General features: G+C 62.7%; 14 protein-coding genes. 12 read left to right on the forward strand and 2 right to left on the reverse strand.

Annotated features, from left to right (window positions below; genetic code table 11):
• Positions 1 to 301 precede the first annotated feature (301 nt).
• The 4 genes from aceE to SJI03_RS04000 all read left to right on the forward strand — a co-directional run bounded on the left by aceE (position 302) and on the right by SJI03_RS04000 (position 8,276).
• Complete coding sequence (gene aceE, locus SJI03_RS03985; protein ID WP_099378038.1) at positions 302 to 2,998, forward strand: pyruvate dehydrogenase (acetyl-transferring), homodimeric type; 2,697 nt, start codon at positions 302 to 304, stop codon at positions 2,996 to 2,998.
• A 94-nt stretch (positions 2,999 to 3,092) separates the two neighbouring features.
• Positions 3,093 to 4,748 carry a dihydrolipoyllysine-residue acetyltransferase gene (gene aceF / locus SJI03_RS03990; protein WP_322426327.1) on the forward strand — a complete coding sequence of 552 codons (1,656 nt, stop codon included), beginning with the start codon at positions 3,093 to 3,095 and terminating at the stop codon, positions 4,746 to 4,748.
• A gap of 10 nt (positions 4,749 to 4,758) precedes the next feature.
• On the forward strand, positions 4,759 to 6,546 hold the full coding sequence (gene lpdA / locus SJI03_RS03995; protein WP_099378036.1) for a dihydrolipoyl dehydrogenase: 1,788 nt from the start codon (positions 4,759 to 4,761) through the stop codon (positions 6,544 to 6,546).
• A 554-nt stretch (positions 6,547 to 7,100) separates the two neighbouring features.
• The gene (locus SJI03_RS04000; protein ID WP_322426328.1) at positions 7,101 to 8,276 is read left to right on the forward strand and encodes a hypothetical protein; all 1,176 of its coding nucleotides are present in this window, start codon (positions 7,101 to 7,103) and stop codon (positions 8,274 to 8,276) included.
• Positions 8,277 to 8,299: 23 nt separating this feature from the next.
• Here the strand turns inward: SJI03_RS04000 and SJI03_RS04005 are convergent, their stop codons facing one another.
• A complete protein-coding gene (locus tag SJI03_RS04005) occupies positions 8,300 to 9,019 on the reverse strand; it encodes a TetR/AcrR family transcriptional regulator (protein ID WP_099378034.1) in 720 nt (239 codons plus the stop codon).
• 144 nt (positions 9,020 to 9,163) lie between these two features.
• Between SJI03_RS04005 and SJI03_RS04010 the strand changes: the two genes are divergently transcribed.
• Genes SJI03_RS04010 through SJI03_RS04020 form a run of 3 tightly spaced genes read left to right on the forward strand, consistent with a single transcriptional unit; the run spans position 9,164 to position 13,509 of the window.
• The gene (locus SJI03_RS04010) at positions 9,164 to 10,378 is read left to right on the forward strand and encodes an HlyD family secretion protein (RefSeq protein ID WP_322426329.1); all 1,215 of its coding nucleotides are present in this window, start codon (positions 9,164 to 9,166) and stop codon (positions 10,376 to 10,378) included.
• A 6-nt stretch (positions 10,379 to 10,384) separates the two neighbouring features.
• Positions 10,385 to 11,983, forward strand: coding sequence for a DHA2 family efflux MFS transporter permease subunit (locus SJI03_RS04015; RefSeq protein WP_322426330.1), 1,599 nt, complete (start codon positions 10,385 to 10,387; stop codon positions 11,981 to 11,983).
• Positions 11,984 to 12,033: 50 nt separating this feature from the next.
• Entirely contained in the window at positions 12,034 to 13,509 is a 1,476-nt protein-coding gene (locus tag SJI03_RS04020; RefSeq protein ID WP_322426331.1) for an efflux transporter outer membrane subunit, read from the forward strand.
• 9 nt (positions 13,510 to 13,518) lie between these two features.
• On the opposite strand, the gene SJI03_RS04025 is transcribed toward SJI03_RS04020, so the two are convergent.
• Positions 13,519 to 14,436 (reverse strand): LysR family transcriptional regulator, encoded by a 918-nt coding sequence (locus SJI03_RS04025; RefSeq protein WP_099378031.1) that lies wholly within the window; start codon positions 14,434 to 14,436, stop codon positions 13,519 to 13,521.
• A gap of 112 nt (positions 14,437 to 14,548) precedes the next feature.
• On the opposite strand from SJI03_RS04025, the gene SJI03_RS04030 reads away from it, so the two are divergent.
• The 5 genes from SJI03_RS04030 (at position 14,549) to SJI03_RS04050 (ending at position 20,095) form a co-directional block, all read left to right on the forward strand.
• Entirely contained in the window at positions 14,549 to 15,148 is a 600-nt protein-coding gene (locus tag SJI03_RS04030; RefSeq protein WP_099378030.1) for a short chain dehydrogenase, read from the forward strand.
• Between the two features lie 112 nt (positions 15,149 to 15,260).
• On the forward strand, positions 15,261 to 16,982 hold the full coding sequence (locus SJI03_RS04035) for a dipeptidyl-peptidase 3 family protein (RefSeq protein ID WP_322426332.1): 1,722 nt from the start codon (positions 15,261 to 15,263) through the stop codon (positions 16,980 to 16,982).
• Between the two features lie 146 nt (positions 16,983 to 17,128).
• Positions 17,129 to 17,812, forward strand: coding sequence for a hypothetical protein (locus tag SJI03_RS04040; RefSeq protein ID WP_322426333.1), 684 nt, complete (start codon positions 17,129 to 17,131; stop codon positions 17,810 to 17,812).
• A 104-nt stretch (positions 17,813 to 17,916) separates the two neighbouring features.
• The gene (locus tag SJI03_RS04045) at positions 17,917 to 18,648 is read left to right on the forward strand and encodes a BON domain-containing protein (protein ID WP_322426334.1); all 732 of its coding nucleotides are present in this window, start codon (positions 17,917 to 17,919) and stop codon (positions 18,646 to 18,648) included.
• Positions 18,649 to 18,802: 154 nt separating this feature from the next.
• Positions 18,803 to 20,095 (forward strand): MFS transporter, encoded by a 1,293-nt coding sequence (locus tag SJI03_RS04050; protein ID WP_322426335.1) that lies wholly within the window; start codon positions 18,803 to 18,805, stop codon positions 20,093 to 20,095.
• Positions 20,096 to 20,104 lie beyond the last annotated feature (9 nt).

A 20,104-nucleotide genomic window follows, 5' to 3' on the forward strand; every position in this document is an offset into this window, starting at 1 on the left:
CTGCGCCTTGCTCTCGACATTTTTCAGGCCCGCTTGGCCCGGTATGCCTGTGCGGGCGACCAGGGTGTACATTCGTTTTGCTGCGTGCACATTCTAATTTCCGAACAGAATTTGCGGCAGTGCAGCATAAATTTCATAGGGTAATTTCATAATATGAAATGCTATATCGTAATTTGAAAAATAGTAAATACGCTGTTAGAATCCCCACACTAAACCGACTTAATAGTAAATAATCAGCGAAATACCGTCCGACAGCGATCCGGAAAATCGGGGTGGGGCGTTCACAAAGGAGACTCAACAGATGTCAGCTCAACTGAACCAGGTAACGACACAGATCGGCACCGACCCGGATATGCAGGAAACCAAGGAGTGGCTGGACGCGCTCGAAGCCGTTCTGGAAAATGAAGGCCCGGAACGCGCGCATTACCTGATGGAGCGCATGGTTGACCTGGCCCGCCGCCGCGGCGCCCAGATCCCGTTCTCCAGCACCACCGCCTACGTCAATACCATCCCCACCAAGCAAGAAGCACACTGTCCCGGCAACCTGGAATACGAAGAGCGCCTGCGTTCGTGGATGCGCTGGAATGCCATGGCCATGGTCGTCAAGGCCAACCGCGCCGACGGCGACCTGGGCGGCCACTTGTCCTCGTTCGCATCGCTGGCGAACATGCTGGGCATCGGTTTCAACCACTTCTGGCACGCGCCAACGGCCGACCACGGCGGCGACCTGCTGTATATCCAGGGCCACTCCTCGCCCGGCGTCTACGCGCGCGCCTTCCTCGAAGGCCGTTTGAGCGAAGAGCAAATGCTGAACTTCCGCAAGGAAGTCGACGGCAAGGGCCTGTCCTCGTACCCGCATCCTAAATTGATGCCTGACTTCTGGCAGTTCCCGACCGTGTCGATGGGCCTGGGCCCGCACATGGCAATCTACCAGGCGCGTTTCCTGAAGTACCTGCACGCACGCGGCATCGCGAAAACCGACAACCGCAAGATCTGGGCCTTCTGCGGCGATGGCGAGATGGACGAGCCGGAATCGCTGGGCGCGATCGGCCTGGCCGCACGCGACATGCTCGACAACCTGGTCATCGTGGTCAACTGCAACCTGCAGCGCCTGGACGGCCCTGTGCGCGGCAACACCAAGATCATCCAGGAACTCGAAGGCGAATTCCGTGGCGCCGGCTGGAACGTCGTCAAGGTCATCTGGGGTCCGGGCTGGGACGCCCTGCTGGCGCAAGATAAAGAAGGCATCCTGCAGCGCGTGATGATGGAAACCGTCGACGGCGAATACCAGAACTATAAGGCCAAGGATGGCGCCTACGTGCGCAAGCACTTCTTCGGCAAGCATCCGAAGCTGCTGGAAATGGTTGCCAACATGACGGACGACGACATCTGGCGCCTGACCCGTGGCGGCCACGATCCGCACAAGATCTACGCGGCATTCAAGATCGCCCAGGAACACAAGGGCCAGCCTACCGTCCTGCTGGTGAAAACCATCAAGGGCTACGGCATGGGCAAGTCGGGCGAAGCGCGCAACACGGCGCACCAGACGAAAAAACTCGACGACGAAGCCATCCGCGAAATGCGCGACCGCTTCTCGCTGCCTATCCCTGACGACAAGCTGGCCGACATCCCGTTCTTCAAGCCAGCCGACGACGCGCCGGAAATGGTCTACCTGCACGAGCGCCGCAAGGCCCTCGGTGGCTACCTGCCGCAGCGCCGCCAGAAGTCGGAAGAAACCCTGCCGGTGCCTGGCCTGGACGCCTTCAAGAACGTGCTGGAAGCGACGCCGGAAGGCCGCGAAATCTCGACCACGCAAGCCTTCGTGCGCGTTATCTCGACCCTGCTGAAAGACCCGAACCTGGGCCAGCGCGTGGTGCCTATCCTGGTCGATGAATCGCGTACCTTCGGCATGGAAGGCCTGTTCCGCCAGATCGGCATCTACAACCCGAAAGGCCAGTTGTACGAGCCGGTCGACAAAGACCAGGTCATGTACTACCGCGAAGACAAGGCTGGCCAGATCCTGCAAGAGGGCATCAACGAAGCGGGCGGCATGAGCTCGTGGATCGCCGCGGCGACGTCGTACTCGACCAACGACCGCATCATGATCCCGTTCTACACCTTCTACTCGATGTTCGGCTTCCAGCGCATCGGCGACCAGGTATGGGCTTCGGCCGACATGCGCGCCCGTGGCTTCCTGATGGGTGGCACGGCTGGCCGTACGACCCTGAACGGCGAAGGCTTGCAGCACGAAGATGGCCACAGCCATATCTTTGCCGCGACCATCCCGACCTGCATGCCGTACGATCCGACCTTCAGCCATGAAGTCGCCGTCATCATCCAGGACGGCCTGCGCCGCATGATCGCCAACCAGGAAGATGTGTTCTACTACATCACGATCATGAACGAGAACTACGCCCAGCCAGGCATCAAGCCAGGCCAGGAAGAAGGCATCCTGAAAGGCATGTACAAGCTGCAGGAAGGCCAGGCTGACGCCAAGCTGCGCGTACAGCTGATCGGTTGCGGCACCATCCTGCGCGAATCGATCTTCGCCGCCGAGCTGTTGCAAAACGACTGGGGCGTGGCAGCGGACGTGTGGTCGGCGCCGTCGCTGACCCTGGTGGCCCGCGATGGCCAGGATGCGGAACGCTGGAACATGGTCAACCCGTCGAAAGAGCAGCGCGTGCCTTACGTGACGTCGCTGATGCAGGACACGGACGGCCCGATCGTCGCCACGACCGACTACATGCGCGCGTTTGCAGAACAGATCCGCGCCTTCATGCCGAAGGGCCGCACTTATAAAGTGCTGGGCACCGATGGCTTTGGCCGCTCGGACAGCCGCGCCAAGCTGCGCGAGTTCTTCGAAGTGAACCGTTATTATGTCACCGTGGCCGCGCTCAAATCGCTGGCTGACGAAGGCAAGATCGACGTGTCGGTGGTGGAGCAGGCGATCGCCAAGTACGGCATCGACGCGAACAAACCGAATCCGGTGACCCAGTAATCGTTGTGCGGACCCGATGATGCCAGGGCGGTGCGAAAGTGCCGCCCTGGCGCGTGTGCGGGTCCATCTGACAAATAAAATAACGGAGCAAGCTATGAGCATTGTGGAAGTCAAAGTCCCGGATATCGGCGATTTCAAGGAAGTCGAGATCATTGAACTGATGGTCAAGCCAGGCGATACGGTCAAGGTCGACCAGTCCCTGATCACGGTCGAATCGGACAAGGCCAGCATGGAAATTCCATCGAGCCACGCCGGTGTCGTCAAGGAATTGAAAGTCAACGTGGGCGACAAGATCGCCGAAGGTTCGCTGGTCCTGCTGCTGGAAGTGGCGGACGATGCGTCGGCGCCTGCGCCTGCCGCTGCCGCACCAGCTGCCGCACCTGTCGCTGAAGTCGCCCCCGCCGCGGCCGTGCCAGCAGCTGCCCCTTCCGGCGCGCCGGCCCTGGTGGAAGTGACCGTGCCCGATATCGGCGACTTCAAGGAAGTCGAAGTCATCGAACTGATGGTCAAGGTCGGCGACAGCATCAAGGTCGACCAGTCGCTGCTGACGGTCGAATCGGACAAGGCCAGCATGGAAATTCCATCGAGCCATGCCGGTATCGTCAAGGAATTGAAAGTCAAGGTCGGCGACAAGGTTGCCAAGGGTTCGCTGGTACTGGTCGTGGAAACGACGGGCGGCGCTGCCCCTGCCGCTGCTGCACCAGCCGCCGCGCCAGCGCAAGCTGCCGCCGCGCCAGTGGCCGCCGTCGCTTCGGCGCCGGTCGCCGCTGCTGCACCAGCTCCTGCTGCCGCCGCGGCTCCTGCCGTGAATGGCAAGCTGGCGCACGCCTCGCCGTCGATCCGCAAGTTCGCGCGCGAACTGGGCGTGGACCTGACCCGCGTGGGCGGTTCCGGTCCGAAGGGCCGCATCACCCAGGAAGACGTGCAGAACTTCGTCAAGGGCGTGATGTCGGGCGCTGTCGCCGCGCCAAATGCGCCGGTCGCCAAGGCCGGTTCGGGCGTGGGCCTGGATCTGCTGCCATGGCCGTCGCTGGACTTCAGCAAATTCGGCACGACCGAATTGCTGCCGCTGTCGCGCATCAAGAAAATCTCGGGTCCTAACCTGCACCGCAACTGGGTCATGATCCCGCACGTCACGCAGTTCGACGAAGCGGACGTGACGGACCTGGAAGCGTTCCGCGTCGACACCAACGCGGCCAATGCGAAGAACAAGGATGCGGCCAAGCTGACCATGCTGGCTTTCGTCATCAAGGCGTCCGTCGCCGCGCTGAAGAAATTCCCCGCGTTTAACGCTTCCCTCGACGCCAAGGGCGAAAACCTGATCCTCAAGCAGTACTACAACATCGGCTTCGCGGCAGACACGCCGAATGGCCTGGTGGTACCCGTGATCAAGGGCGCGGACCAGAAGTCGGTGTCGCAGATCGCCCGCGAAATGACGGAACTGTCGCTGCAGGCGCGCGAAGGCAAGCTGAAACCGGCCGACATGCAGGGCGCCAGCTTCACGATTTCGTCCCTGGGCGGCATCGGCGGCACGCACTTCACGCCTATTGTGAATGCGCCGGAAGTCGCGATCCTGGGTCTGTCGAAAGCCTCGATCAAGCCGGTATGGGATGGCAAGGCTTTCCAGCCACGCCTGATGATGGGCACCTCGCTGTCCTACGACCACCGCGTGGTCGATGGCGCGATGGGCGCGCGATTCTCCGTGTACCTCGGCGAAGTCCTGGCCGACATGCGCAAAATTCTGCTGTAAGGAGCGATTGATGAGCACAGTAGAGGTAAAAGTACCGAATATCGGCGATTTCAAGGAAGTCGAAGTCATCGAACTGATGGTCAAGGTCGGCGACACCATCAAGGTGGACCAGTCCCTGATCACGGTCGAATCGGACAAGGCCAGCATGGAGATTCCATCGACCCACGCGGGTGTCGTCAAGGAGTTGAAAGTCAAGGTCGGCGACAAGATCGCCGAAGGCAGCGCATTGCTGGTGGTGGAAGCGTCGGAAGGTGCTGTAGCTCCCGCAGCCGCACCGGCGGCCGCTCCTGCGCCTGCAGCGGCACCGGCTCCTGCAGCGGCGGCACCAGCTGCAGCCGTTGCCGCCATCCCGGTCGGCAATTACAGCGGCCAGGTTGACATCGATGTCGACATGATGGTGTTGGGCGGCGGTCCTGGCGGCTATTCGGCGGCGTTCCGCGCGGCCGACCTGGGCATGTCGACGGTCATCGTCGAGCGCTACGCTACCCTGGGCGGCGTGTGCCTGAACGTGGGCTGCATCCCGTCGAAGGCGCTGCTGCACGTCGCCTCCGTCATCGACGAAACGGCGCACATGTCCAACACCGGCGTGACGTTTGCCAAGCCGACCATCGACATCGACCAGGTACGCAAGTACAAGGAAGGCGTCATCTCGAACATGACGGGTGGCCTGGCCGGCATGGCCAAGGCGCGCAAGACGCAAGTCGTCACGGGCGTGGGCCAATTCCTGTCCGCGAACCACATCGAAGTGACGGCAGGCGACGGCTCGAAAAAAGTCGTGCAGTTCAAGCAAGCCATCATCGCCGCCGGTTCGTCCGTGGTGAAACTGCCCTTCGTGCCGGAAGACCCGCGCATCGTCGATTCGACGGGCGCGCTGGAATTGCGCCAGATCCCGAAACGTATGCTGGTCATCGGCGGCGGCATCATCGGCCTGGAAATGGCGACGGTCTATTCCACGTTTGGTGCGCGCATCGACGTGGTCGAAATGATGGATGGCCTGATGCAGGGCGCGGACCGCGACGCCGTCAAGGTGTGGCAAAAGTTCAACGAGAAGCGCTTCGACAACATCATGACCAAGACCAAGACGGTCGCGGTGGAAGCGCTGCCGGAAGGCATCAAGGTCACGTTCGAAGCGGCCGAAGCGGGTGCCACGGCGCCGGCGCCACAGATCTACGACCTGGTACTCGTCGCCGTGGGCCGCAGCCCGAACGGCAAGAAGCTGGCCGCCGACAAGGCCGGCGTGCAGGTCACGGACCGCGGTTTCATCAACGTCGACAGCCAGATGCGCACCAACGTGCCGAACATCTTCGCCATCGGCGATTTGGTCGGTCAGCCGATGCTGGCGCACAAGGCCGTGCATGAAGCCCACGTGGCCGCGGAAGCGGCTTCCGGCCAGAAGTCGCACTTCGACGTCAAGGTGATTCCATCGGTCGCCTACACGGATCCGGAAGTGGCATGGGCCGGCATTACGGAAGACGAAGCGAAAGCCAAGGGTATCAAGGTCGAGAAGGGCCACTTCCCTTGGGCCGCTTCCGGCCGCGCCGTGGCCAATGGCCGCGCCGAAGGCTTCACCAAGCTGCTGTTCGACGCTGAAACGCACCGCATCATCGGCGGCACCATCGTCGGCACGCATGCAGGCGACATGATCGGTGAAATCGCGCTGGCCATCGAAATGGGCTGCGACGGCACCGACATCGGCAAGACCATCCATCCTCACCCGACCCTGGGTGAGTCGATCGGCATGGCCGCTGAAGTGTACGAAGGCGTGTGCACGGACTTGCCGCCACCGCGCAAGCGTTGATGTTGTAGCGCTGTGTCGTAACACTAAAAACCCCGCAAGCGATTGCGGGGTTTTTTATTATCCAACTACGATTGAAAGCCTTTAGTCGGCCCGCACGCGGGCGACAGGTGAACGATGAAGCGGTGAAATCGCACTGGCCATCGAAATGGGCTGCGACGGCACCGACATCGGCAAGACCATCCATCCTCACCCGACCCTGGGTGAGTCGATCGGCAGGTTGGCAAAAGCGCGCCGAAGCAGGCGTGTGCACGGACTTGCCGCCACCGCGCAAGCGTTGATGGCTTAGTCGCACGTTGTAGCACTCAAAAACCCGCAAGCGATTGCGGGTTTTTTTATATCCCTTGATCTCGGCAGCGTAAACCGCAGACAGCCTGTGGCAGATCCGCCTGATGTGAATATTGGTGAGTATTGCCGTGTGGAAAAAGTGGCAGAATGGAGGCCTGTAACCATGTTTTGCTTTTGCTTTTGCTTCAGCGGAAGCGTGTGATTTTTCCAGGAATGTTGCCAGCGTGGGGTTCGGTCAAATTCCGCTGTACTGAAAGAGTTTTGCAACAATGAAAAAATTTACCGCCCTTCATATTGCCGATGTCCGTTTGCGCCGGGCCGATGAGCAAGAGCAAGCCGTGATGCTGCATGCCTTGTACCAGGATGTGGCCGCCATCCTGGCGGCGGGCAAGAAGATCGATGCGATTTTCTTCACGGGCCAGCTGGTGGCGCTGGACGCCTGTGCCGGCACGACGCCCGTGTACGTCTACGAATACTTCCTGCGCCCCTTGCTGCAGGCGGCCAGCTTGCCCGGCGCGCGCTTCTACCTGGTGCCGGGCAGCCGCGCGCAGGGTGTCGCGGCGGCGGCGCTGGGCAATGCCGGCTTCAGTTTTTTCTCCGCCGACGAGCACGCCAGTGCCGAGCAGCGTGCACACTACAAGAATATCCACGCCGTGTTCCATGGCCACCAGCATACGGGCGATGCCAGTTCGCTGATGAAATCGCTGGGCATCCTGTTCAAGAGCAATCCCGGCAGCCTGTACGGTGAGCATGGCCAGATGGCGGCGTTCGCCGTGCTCGAGTTTGGCGCGAGCGCGGTCGCCACCGATGGCGGCGCGGCAGGTTCGCAGTGGACGGTGTCCCTGCGTGAGTTCGATGACGTGAGCAAGAACTTCGCCCTGTCGGTACTGTACACGCCGAATGGCCAGGAAACGGGGCAGATGGATGCCGAGTATGTGTTTGCCACCTTGTTGCCGCAGCTGGCAGGCGAGCGCGCCCATCTCGATGGCTTGCTGGGCAAGGCGGGCGCGCCGCAGCGCGTGGGTGCCGGCGAGGCAGCCGATGCGCGCGAATTCCTGATGGAGCTGGCGTTCGTGATGTTCGAAGCCAAGACCGTCTTCCTCAGCGCGGCGGAGCTCGAACGCTTTGCCAGCGACTATTGTGGCGTGAAGGGCTGGAACATGACGGCCGGGGATTGGCTGGCGCCGTTGTATGCGCATGGCTTGCTGCTGGGGGCCGATGGTCAGGTGGCGTTTTCCTTCGATTACTTCCGCACGTATTTCCTGGCGCAGCGCTTTGAAACCTCGTTCGACCTGATGCGTTATGGCCCGGACCGTTACGACGGAAGTGAGTATTCACTCAGTCTCGATGGCGCGTCGGCGGCCCGGCCTTTTCTGCGTGCGCTGGGCTTGAGCGATGAACACGCCGACGCGGCGGTGCCGGAAGGCTGCAGCCGTCCTGGCTGATCTCCCCGCCCAGCCGTCCCGCGTCAGTCCGCCAGCGGCTGGCGCAAGGTGCCGTGCAGGAACAGGTCGAGACTGATCGCCACCTTGGCGCGCAATTGCGCCACGTCCGGTTGCGCCTGTGGTGGAAACAGCAGGCGTGACATCTGGTCGCCCAACAGGCAATTGAGCAGGTGCAGCGCCAGGATGGACGGCGTCAATTCCTCGCGAAACAGGGGCGCGATGTCGGGGCGGCTGAAAAACTTGGTCAGCATCTCGCGCGTCTGTCCCGGTCCCACCTTGTAAAACGTTTCCGCCAGTTCCGGATGCGTGGCCGCTTCGGCCACGACCATGCGATTGAGGCGAATCGCCGCCGGCATGGTGACGAGCTGCACGAACAGCAGGCCGAACTCGCCGAGGATGGCGGGCAGGGGGCGCATATCCGTTTCCAGCGCCGGCATGGTCGAGAAGTAAGAGGCGCGGCGCAATTCCACCACGGCATTGAACAAGCCCGACTTGCCGCCAAACTTCACATAAATCGTGCGCACGGCCACATGGGCTTCGCGGGCGATCATTTCCAGACTCACCTTCCCATATCCCTTTTCCAGAAACAGGCAGCCGGCCGTGTGCAGCAGGTTTTCCATGCGCGCTTCCATGTCGGCCGCGCGTGGACGGCCGGCAGGCTTGCCGCAGCAGGAAAGGTCCTGGGCGGCGGCGTCGGATTCTTTATCGGTTGGCAAGGTATCGCTGAGGCCGGGATCGGACATGGTCTGGGTCTCTTTATAAGGTGGAAGGTAAGTGATGGCTCACACTGTAGTGCAAATTAAAATGAAATGCAATCGTTTCATTTCTTGACTTTGGCTTTTCTTTGCCCAATAATGAACCTACATCATTTCATTTCCGGAGCGAGTATGTCCAACCAGCCAGGCCAAGCAGAGCACAAGGTGCTGAGCGCCGTCCCACCCGCGGCCCCGGCCGCCCCTTCCGCGCCTGCCGCTGCCGCCAGCTCCGCCCCACCGAACAACCGCGTGAAAATCATCGCCGGCCTGATCGTGCTCGTGGCGCTGGGCGCCGGTGCCCGCATGTGGTACCGCAGCCACTATTTCGTGGAAACGGAAAACGCCTACGTGGCCGGCCACGTGCACCCTGTTTCGGCGCGCATTTCCGGCGTCGTCACCAAGGTCTTCATCGACGACAATCAAATCGTGAAAGAGGGCGACGTGATCGCCGAACTCGACCCGTTCGACCAGCGCGTGAAAACCGAACAGATCACCGCGCAGATCGCCAGCGCCGAGCAGCAAGTGCTGCAAGCGGACGCGCAGATCGCCCAAGTGCAGGCGCAAGCCAGTGGCGCCCAGGCGCAAGTGGCGCAAGCGGACGCGCAATTGCTGCGCGCGAAACAGGATGCCGAGCGCTATGGCCAGCTGTACACGAGCCAGATGAAAGCCGTCTCGAAAGCGGAACTCGATGCGGCCAATGCGGCCCGCTCGAGCGCCGTGGCCGACCTGGCCGCCCGCCGCGACAGCGCTTCCGCCGCCAAGGCACAGATCGGTGCCGCGCAAGCTGCGCGCGACGTGGCCAAGGCGCAAGTGGCAGTGCTGCGCGTGCAATTGAAGGACGCGGAACAGCAGCTGCAATACAACCGCATCCTGGCCCCCGTCGCCGGCCGCATCGGCAAGCGCAACGTGGAAACGGGCATGCGCGTGCAGCCTGGCCAGCAATTGACGGCCATCGTGCAGGACAACGTCTGGGTCACCGCCAACTTCAAGGAAACGCAGCTGGCTGACCTGCACCGCGGCCAAAGCGTGCACGTGAGCATTGACGCCATGCCGGGCAAGAAACTGGTGGGTACCGTGGACAGTTTCGCTCCTGCCTCGGGCGCGCAATTCGCGCTGCTGCCGGCCGATAACGCCACCGGCAACTTCACCAAGATCGTCCAGCGCGTGCCCGTGAAAATCGTCTTCCAGCCGGAAGACATCAAGGCCATGAATGGCCGCCTGGTGCCGGGCATGTCGGTGATCGCCGAAGTGGAAGTGAACCAGCCCGCATCGGCCCAGGACAAGGCCGAGGCCCCGCGCCACGCCGCCGCGCCAGCTGCTCCCGTCGCCCAGACCACCACGCGCTAAGCTTCCATGAGCAGCCCCTCCACCACGCTGGCGAAGCCGCCAGCGTTTCCCGTGATCGACGAGAAAGTCTCCGGGCGCACCTGGCTGGCGGTCGCCGCCGGCATGCTGGGCGCCTTCATGGCGGTGCTCGACATCCAGATCACGAACTCCTCGCTCAAGGATATCCTTGGCTCGCTGTCGGCCACCCAGGAAGAGGGCTCGTGGATTTCCACGGCCTACCTGGTCGCCGAAATTATCGTCATTCCCCTCACCGCGCTGCTGGCGCGCGTGTTCGGACTGCGCACCTACATGATCGGCACCACCGCTTTCTTCCTGCTGTTCTCCACCCTGTGCGGCGCGGCCTGGAATCTGGAAAGCATGATCGTTTTCCGCATGCTGCAGGGATTCACCGGCGGCGCGCTGATCCCGATGGCGTTCACCCTGGTGATGCTCAAGCTGCCGGCGTCGAAGCGCGCCGTCGGCATGGCCATCTTCGGCTTGACGGCCACCCTGGCGCCGGCCATGGGCCCGACCCTGGGCGGCTATCTCTCCGAACTGTATGGCTGGCCCTCGATCTTTTACATCAACTGGGTGCCGGGCGTGCTGCTGATCGCCGGCATGATCTATGGTCTGGACAAGGAGCCGCTGCAGCTCAAATTGTTCTGGAAAGCCGACTGGCTGGGCATCTTCTTCATGGCCTTGGGCCTCGGTTGCCTGACCATCTTCCTGGAAGAGGGCAACTCGAAGGACTGGTTCGACTCGGGCTTCATCATCGCCTTTGCCGCGCTGGCCCTGACGGGCATCCTGGGCTGGGTCGTCACCAGCGCCACGCGCGCCGAGCCGTTCGTCAACCTGGGTCTGTATGGTCAGCGCAATTTTCTCGTCGCCACGGTGCTGTCGGCCGTGACGGGCATGGGCCTGTATGGCTCGGCCTTCTTGCTGCCCCTGTTCCTGGGCCAGATCGCCGGCTACTCGCCGATGCAGATCGGTGAAGTCATCATGTGGGTGGGCTTGCCGCAGCTGTTCATCATGCCCTTCGTCGCCAAGCTGTCGTCCGTGGTGGATAACCGCATCCTGTGTTCGATCGGCCTCTTGCTGTTTGGCGGCTCGTGCATGATGAATGCCTACATGGACGCTTCCACCGGCTACGACCAGCTGCTGTGGTCGCAGGTGGTGCGCGCGCTGGGCCAGCCCTTCGTCATGTTGACCCTGTCGAACTTCGCCATGAAGGGCATCGCGCCGAAAGACATGGCGTCCGCTTCGAGCCTGTTCAACATGACGCGCAACCTGGGCGGCTCGATCGGCATCGCCCTGCTGGCCACGGCCCTGAGCACGCGCGAGCACTTCCACTCGCAGCGCCTGGGCGAAGCGATCAATGCGTATTCGAGCGCCACGCAACTGCGCATCGACCAGCTGACGTCATCGTTCATGGCCAAGGGCTATGACGCCGTCACGGCCGGCAACCAGGCCTTGCAGGCGATCGACGGCATCGTGCGCCGCGAAGCGTATGTGATGGCCTATAACGACGGCTTCTTCCTCGTCGGCGCCATCCTGCTGGCCTGCATCGTGCCCCTGTGGCTGGCCGACAAACTCAAAGCTCCCGGTGGCGGTGGCGGCGGTCATTGACCGCGCACAGTCCGTACGTGCAGCACCTCAAGAACAAGAAGGTACACATCATGCAAACAGTATTGACGAAAATCGCGCTGGCCGCTTCCCTTGCCGTGGCGCTGTCCGCCTGCGGCACCGTGGGCCAGGATTTCACCGCCCCGGCGAACGTCGCCGGCAGCGACACCTTCCGCCATGGCGCCAGTGCGGCGGACGCCGCGCAGCTGCCGAAGGAATGGTGGAGCATCTACGGCGACGCCACCCTGAACCGCCTGGAACAGAGCGCGCTGCAGGACAACCCCGGCGTCAAAGCGGCTGGCGAACGCCTGCTGCAGGCGCTGGCGCAAAGCGGCACGGCGCGCGCCAACCAGGGTCCGAGCGTGAACGTCAGCACGGGTATCTCGAACTCGCGCACCTCGGCCAACACCTCGCAGGGCCTGGCCCTGGGCAACCGCTCCATCAGCGGCAATAACTTCTCCGTTGGCGGCTCGCTGTCGTATGAAGTCGACTTGCTGGGCCGCGTCAAACGCATGGTCGAAGCGGCCGACTCGCAAGCCTTGGCGGCGCAGGCCGACCGCGACGGCGTGCTGCTGATGCTGTCGGCGCAAGTGGCCAGCAATTACTGGCAGCTGCGCGGCCTCGATGCGGAAATGGCGATCCTGAATGGCGCGCTCGATACGCGCCGCGAATCGGCGCAGCTGGTCGAGGCGCGCTTCAATGCGGGCTTGACGAATGAGCTGGACCTGGCGCGTGCGAAAGTCGAACTGTCGAACGCGCAGGCCGACCTGCATGAAGTCAAGCGCCAGCGCAACCAGCTGGAAAACAGCCTGGCCACCCTGACGGGCAAGCCGCCGTCGGCGCTGCAGTTGCCGGTGGCCGCTGATCCCTCGGCCTTGCCGCTGCCGCCAGGTATCCCTGTCGGCCTGCCGGCCAGCCTGCTGGCGCACCGTCCGGACCTGGTTTCCAGCGTGGCGGGCCTGCGCGCGGCAAACGCGCAAGTGGGCGTGGCCGAAGGCGCGTTTTATCCGACGCTGCAATTGACGGGCAATTTCGGCTACGCCTCGGAAAAGCTGCGCGACCTGGCGCAGGGCGGTTCGCGCCAGTTCAGCTTTGGTCCGCTGGCCCTGTCCTTGCCGATCTTCGACGGTGGCCGCAACCAGGCCAACCTGGATTTGAGCAAGGCGCGCTATGCGGAAGCCGTGGCGAACCATGAAACCAAGCTGCTGACGGCCTTGCGCGAAGTGGAAGATGCGCTGTCCGACGTGGAGCAGCGCCAGTTGCAGGGCGACGCGCAAGCCTTGTCGCAGGCAGCGGCGGCGCGCGCCTACCTGGTGGCGCGCACGCGCTACGAGCGCGGCATCTCGACCTACCTGGACGTGACGGATGCGCAGCGCAGTTCCCTGGCAGCGGACCGCGCCGCCGCGCAGATCAAGACCCAGCGCCTGCTGGCCACCGTTGCCGTGGCCCGTTCTTTAGGTGCCGGCTGGCAGCCGGACGGCGAGTTGGCCAAGCTGGCTTCCGCGCCATCGACCGTCAAGTCGAACTAAGTACGACGATTACGTGAGCGTGGCCGGCGGCGGTGTCGCCGCCGGCCCGTAGCGTTCCAGCAGAAAATCGATGAAGGTCGTCAGCTTCGGCGTGGGCTGGCGGTCGCGCGCATACACGAGGTGCATGGGGCGCGGCGCCGGCACGTAGTCGGCCAGCAGCGGCACCAGCGTGCCGGCGGCGATATCGCTGGCCATCAGGATCTCCGCCTGCATGACGATGCCGAAGCCGTGCAGGGCCGCCACGCGCAGCGCCTGCCCATTGTTCGAGCGGAAGCGGCTCTCGCGCACGGGGCTGCCATCGTCATCGCCGCTCCTGGCCAGGCGCCAGCGCACATGGCGCGTCCACTGCATGAAATCGAGGCATTCGTGGCGCGCCAGGTCGGCCGGCGTGCGCGGCGTGCCGTGTCTGGCCAGGTAGGCGGGCGCGGCGCAGATGACCATCGCATACGGCCGCAGCGCGCGCGCCACCATGCCGGAGTCTTCCAGCTTGCCGATGCGGATGGCCGCATCAAACCCTTCCTCCACCAGGTCCACCGTCCTGTCATTCAGGTTCAATTCCAGGCTCACTTCCGGATACGCATCGAGGTAGTCGGCCAGCAGCGGCGCGATGCATTCGCTGCCGAAGGACACGGGCGCCGTGATCTTCAGCTTACCGCGCGGCGCCGTGCGCATGGCTTCCGCGCCCCGTTCGGCCGCGTGGATGCTGGCGAGGATCTGGCGGCACTGTTCCACATACTGCTGGCCGATTTCCGTCAGGCTTTGCCGGCGCGTCGTGCGCGCCAGCAGCCGCGCGCCCAGCCGCTCTTCCAGGTATTTGATGTGCTTGCCCACCATCACGGGCGAAATCTGGAACGTCTCGGCGGCGGACGTGAAACTGCCCGCATCGACGACGGCGACAAAGATCTCCATGCTGCGCAATTTATCCATGGCGCCTTGATTGCAAACTCTGAGTTGGTAATCTTGTAAATTCTAGCGTATTTATTCCTTTTTGTAAGCGGCGCATACTGGCTTCATCGTTCAACCCATACAAGGAAGCATCATGAAAATCGTCATCATTGGCGCCAGCGGCACCATCGGCAAGGCCGTCACCGCACAACTGGCGCAACGCCATGAAATCATCGAAGTGGGCAGCCGCAGCGGCACGCACCAGGCCGACATGGGCGACATCGCGCAAGTGCGCGCCCTGTTCAAGCGCATCGGCAAGGTCGACGCCGTTGTCGTCACGGCCGGCAAGCTGCATTTCGGCCCCCTGGCCGATTTCACGCCCGAGCAATTCCAGCTGGGCCTGGAAAGCAAGCTGATGGGCCAGGTCAACGTGGCGCTGGTGGCGCAGGAATACCTGAATGACGGCGGCTCGATCACCCTCACCAGCGGCATCGTGGCCGACCAGCCGATCCGCTTTGGCACGGCCGCCACCATGACCAACGCGGCCGTGGAAGGTTTTGCAAGGGGCGCCGCCATCGAGTTGCAGCGCGGCGTGCGCATCAATGTCGTCAGCCCCACGGTGCTGGAAGAATCGCTGGAGGCATATGGCCCGTTCTTCTATGGCTTCGAACCGGCCGCCGCCAGCAGAGTGGCGCTCGCTTACAGCCGCAGCGTGGAAGGGGCGCAGACGGGGCAGGTGTACAAGGTCTGGTAAGTCGCTTGCCATGCCATGGGGGCAGGTGGGACAATCGCAGGCTGAACAAGGAAGCGGACGCGCAGTAACAGCGCGGGGCGCTTTCTTGCTGTGAACCATACACCGAGGCCCCATGAAAAACATCCTGATTCCCCTGCTGATGGCCGCCGCCGTCGGCAGCGCTTGCGCCGCAACGCCAGCCGCCCCCGCTACGGCGCAACAATTGACCAGCATGAGCGCCCGCTATGCGCCCGTCGCGCTGACGGCCGATGTCACGCACCTGTCTGCGGGCGACCGCCAGGCCATCGCCAAGCTGGTCGAAGCGGCCAAACTGGTCGACGTGCTGCAGCTGCGCCAGCGCTGGTCCGGCAACGAAGCCCTGTGGGCCGCCCTGAAGAAAGACAAGTCGGCCCTGGGTCAGGCCCGTTTGAACTATTTCTGGATCAACAAGGGGCCATGGTCGGTGCTTGACGCCCACGCCTCGTTCATGCCGGCCAGCTATGCCGGCATCGCCATTCCCGCGCACAAGCCGGAAGCGGGCAATTTCTATCCGCAGGGCGCCACCAAGGCCAGCCTGGAAACGTGGATGAATGGCTTGCCGGCGGACGACAAGCAGCAGGCGCAATGGTTCTTTACGACGATTCGCGCGGGCAAGGATGGCAAATACCAGACCGTCAAGTATTCGGAAGAATACAAGGTGGAGCTGAAGCAACTGGCCAAGCTGCTCGACGAAGCTGCCGCCGCCACGGACAACGCCTCGCTGAAGAAATTTTTGACCTTGCGCGCCAAGGCTTTCCTCGACAATGACTACCTGCCGTCCGACTTCGCCTGGATGGATCTCGATTCGCCCGTCGACATCACCATCGGCCCGTATGAAACGTACAACGACGAGCTGTTCGGCTACAAGGCCGCGTTCGAGGCCTACGTGAACATCCGTGACCAGGCGGAGACGCAAAAGCTGAACTTCTTTGCCAAGCACATGCAGGAACTGGAAGACAACTTGCCGCTCGACGCCCAGTACCGCAACCCGAAAGTGGGCGCGCTGGCGCCGATGGTGGTGGTCAACCAGGTGTATGGCGCCGGCGATGGCAACATGGCCGTGCAGACGGCCGCCTACAACCTGCCGAACGACGAGCGCATCATCAGCGCGCGCGGCTCCAAGCGCGTGATGCTGAAAAACGTGCAGGAAGCCAAGTTCAAGGCCACCCTGACGCCGATCTCGAAACTGGTGCTCACGCCCGAAGCGCAGCAGGACGTGGATTTCAATTCCTTCTTCACGCACATCCTCGCGCATGAAATCATGCACGGCCTGGGCCCACATGCGACTGTTGTCGACGGCAAGCCATCGACGCCGCGCCAGGACTTGAAGGAAGCCTACTCGACCATCGAGGAAGCCAAGGCCGACATCACGGGCCTGTTCGCGCTGCGCTACATGATGGACAAGGGGCAGCTGAACGATACCCTGGGCCAGGGCGACGTGGCCGAGCGCAAGCTGTACAACACTTTCCTCGCTTCCGGTTTCCGCACCCTGCATTTCGGCCTGACGGATTCGCACGCGCGCGGCATGGCCATCCAGATGAATTACATCCTCGACAAGGGTGGTTTTGTCTCGCTGGGCGATGGCAGGTTCGGCGTTGATTTTACGAAGATCAAACAGGCCGTGATCGACCTGGACCGTGAATTCTTGACCATCGAGGCGACGGGCGACTATGCGCGCGCGAAAGACCTGATGACCAAATACGTGGTGATCCGCCCTGAAGTGCAAGTGGCGCTCGACAAGATGAAGGCCGTACCGAACGATATCCGCCCGGCATTCGTCACGGCCCGCGCGCTGGACAAGGCGGCGAAGAAATAGACCCGAGCCTGACTACAGTTTGAAAAGCCGGCGCCTGCGCCGGTTTTTTTTCGTCTTTATTTGGGAAAAGTTGCCAGTTTTTCCTTGTGGGAATATCCTCGCCGCTTACTCTGCAATGGTGGCTTTCCTTTCTTCCCGTTGATCCCATGTTGAAACTGTTCTCGCTGTTGAGTTTGCTTATTGCCGTGCCTGCCATTGCGCAGGCCCAGCTCACCGATCTGGAAACCCGCTGGCTGCAGGCGGGCCAAGCCGTCATCGCATTTGCGCGTGGGCAAGGTTTGCCCATCGACATCATCGTGCAGCCGCAGCAGGCGCCCGGCGCCGTGCCGCTGGCGCTGGGCTACGCAGCAGGGCGCTGCAAGCTGGTGCTGTCCTTGCGCGGCAATGCGCAGGCGGACAGTGTCTTGCAGGGCGTGCCACCCACGCGCCACGGCCTGATGATGGAAGCGATGACGGCGCATGAGATCGGCCACTGCCAGCGCTATGCGCAGGGCGACTGGCATGCCTTGCCACGCGGCTTTGTCGAGCCGCGCAGCAGGCAGCAGGGCAAGTTGACCCTGCTGGCGCAGGAGTTGCGCGAGACGCGCCGCGAAGAGGGCTATGCCGACCTGGTGGCTCTGGCCTGGATGCATGGACGCCACCCCGGACAATACCAGGAGGTGCTGGCCTGGATGCGCGGCGTGCGCGCGGCTGGCGAGGTTGCAAGCGGTTCGCACGCCACGCAGGCCTGGCTGGCGCTGGCCGATGGCGCTGATGCATTTGATGAGTCCGCTTCACCATTTGAACAGGCGCAAGTATTGTGGCGGAAGGGCTTGAGCGGCGACAAATAAACGCTGATTATTATGCGAATGGCCTGTCAGCGTGTGCTGTCGCACGGAGCTTTGCGCGCGGCAGGGGTCTAATCTGGGCATCAACTAACCAGAGAGGAACCATCATGAACAAAATGATCGCACTCATGCTGGCCGCCAGTGCCAGCGCCCTGCTTGCCGCCACGCCCGCGTATGCGCAGGATGCCTCATACAAGAGTTTGACGGACAAGGCATCCAGTGATTACAAACAGGCCAAGGCCGCCTGCGATAGCCACAGCGGCAACGCGAAAAAAGTCTGCGTGGAAGAAGCCAAGGTGGCGCGCGCCAAGGCCGATTCGGACGCCGTGGCCCAGTACCGCAACACGCCGCGGGAACTGGGCAAGGCCCGCAAGGACGTCGCCAATGCCGAGTATGACCTGGCCAAGGCCAAGTGCGGCGACCGCACGGGCGCCGACAAAACCACATGCATGAACGATGCCAAGGCGGCGAAAACGGCTGCGCTGGCCGATGCCAACACGGGCGCCCGGGCCGGCACCAATGTGGCGCAAAATCCGCCCGCCACGACGAAGGAAAACTGCGACGCCATGGATGCGACGGCCAAGGCCGCCTGCGTGACGCGCAATGCGGCCGGCAGCACCAAGGTGGCAGTGGAAGACTCCGTCATCACCACCAAGATCAAGGCGGATCTCGTCAAGGACAGTGACTTGAAAGCGCTTGATGTGCACGTGGAAACGGTGAACGGCGTCGTCATGCTCAGCGGCTTCGTGCCTTCCCAGGCGCAAGTGAAAAAAGCTGCCGACCTGGCCCGTGGTGTGGAAGGCGTGACGGACGTGAAGAATGGCTTGAAGGTGAAATAAGTACATTTTGCATCGGCATTCAAGCCAGGACTGGAGCGGCAAGTAACAGTGTCGCTCCAGTTTTTTGATTGTATAAATTACGATCATAATATAACATGAGAAAAATCCCGCCCGCTGGTGCTGGCCGGTATCCACTTTTTCTCATGAGGACTGCATGCTTTCCTATCCTTTTTCGCAATGGCTGGAGCGGCGCGGCATCCACTTTGCCTGGGTCATCGTTGCCATCACGTTCCTCACAGCATTAACCTCGTCCGCCGCGCTGGGCTTGCCGGGTGCGCTGATGCAGCCCCTGAGCCGCGAATTCGGCTGGGATGCCGAGCAGATTTCCTCGGCCCTGGCCGTGCGCTTCGTGCTGTTTGGCCTGATGGGGCCGTTTGCCGCCATCCTGATGGAACGCTTCGGCTTGCGCAATGTCATCTGCGTGGCGCTGGGCCTGATCGCTGCCGGCATGCTGCTGGCCACGCGCATGACGCAGTTCTGGCACCTGGTGGCCCTGTGGGGCATCCTGCTGGGTCTCGGTTCGGGCATGACGGCGCTGGTCTTGAGCGCCGTGGTGGCAAACCGCTGGTTCGAGACGCACCGTGGCCTGGTGGTGGGCGTGCTGACGGCCAGCTCGGCCACGGGCCAGCTGCTGTTCCTGCCCGTGGGCGCCTGGCTGATCGAGCACTACGGCTGGCGTACGGCCGTCATGCCCGTGTTTGCCGCCTGCGCCATCGTCGCCGTGCTGGCCTTCCTGTGCATGCGCAACCGTCCCCAGGAGGTGGCCTTGCGTCCGTATGGCGCCGACCCGGCCACGCCGCTGGTGGCGCCGCCTGCGGCAAATATGACGTTTGCCACGCCGTTCGTGATTTTGCGCAGCGTGGCGGCGAACCGTACCTTCTGGATACTGTTCGGCACCTTTTTCATCTGCGGCCTCAGCACCAACGGCCTGATCCAGACGCATTTCATTTCCCTGTGCGGCGACTCGGGCCTGTCCGCCGTGCCGGCCGCGTCCGTGCTGGCCATGATGGGCGCGTTCGACCTGTTCGGCACGATCTTGTCCGGCTGGCTGTCGGACCGCTATGACAACCGCAAACTGCTGTTCTGGTATTACGGCTTGCGGGGTCTCTCTCTGTTCTGGCTGCCGTATTCGGAATTCACCCTGTACGGCCTGTCGCTGTTCGCCATGTTTTACGGCCTGGACTGGATCGCCACCGTGCCGCCCACCGTGAAACTGGTGGGGGCCACGTTCGGGCGGGAGCGGGCGGGCATGGTGTTTGGCTGGATCTTTGCGGGCCACCAGCTGGGCGCCGCCGTGGCCGCATATGGGGCGGGCCGCATCCGCACCCTGATGCTGACCTACAACCCGGCCCTGTTCGCAGCCGGCGCCGCCTGCCTCGTCGCCGCGCTGATGGTGTTGGCGATCCAGCGCCAGAAAGCGGCCGTAGCCGCTGTTCAGCCGGCATGAAAAAAGCCA

Source organism: Janthinobacterium sp. GMG1 (assembly GCF_034427795.1).
GTDB lineage: Bacteria > Pseudomonadota > Gammaproteobacteria > Burkholderiales > Burkholderiaceae_D > Janthinobacterium.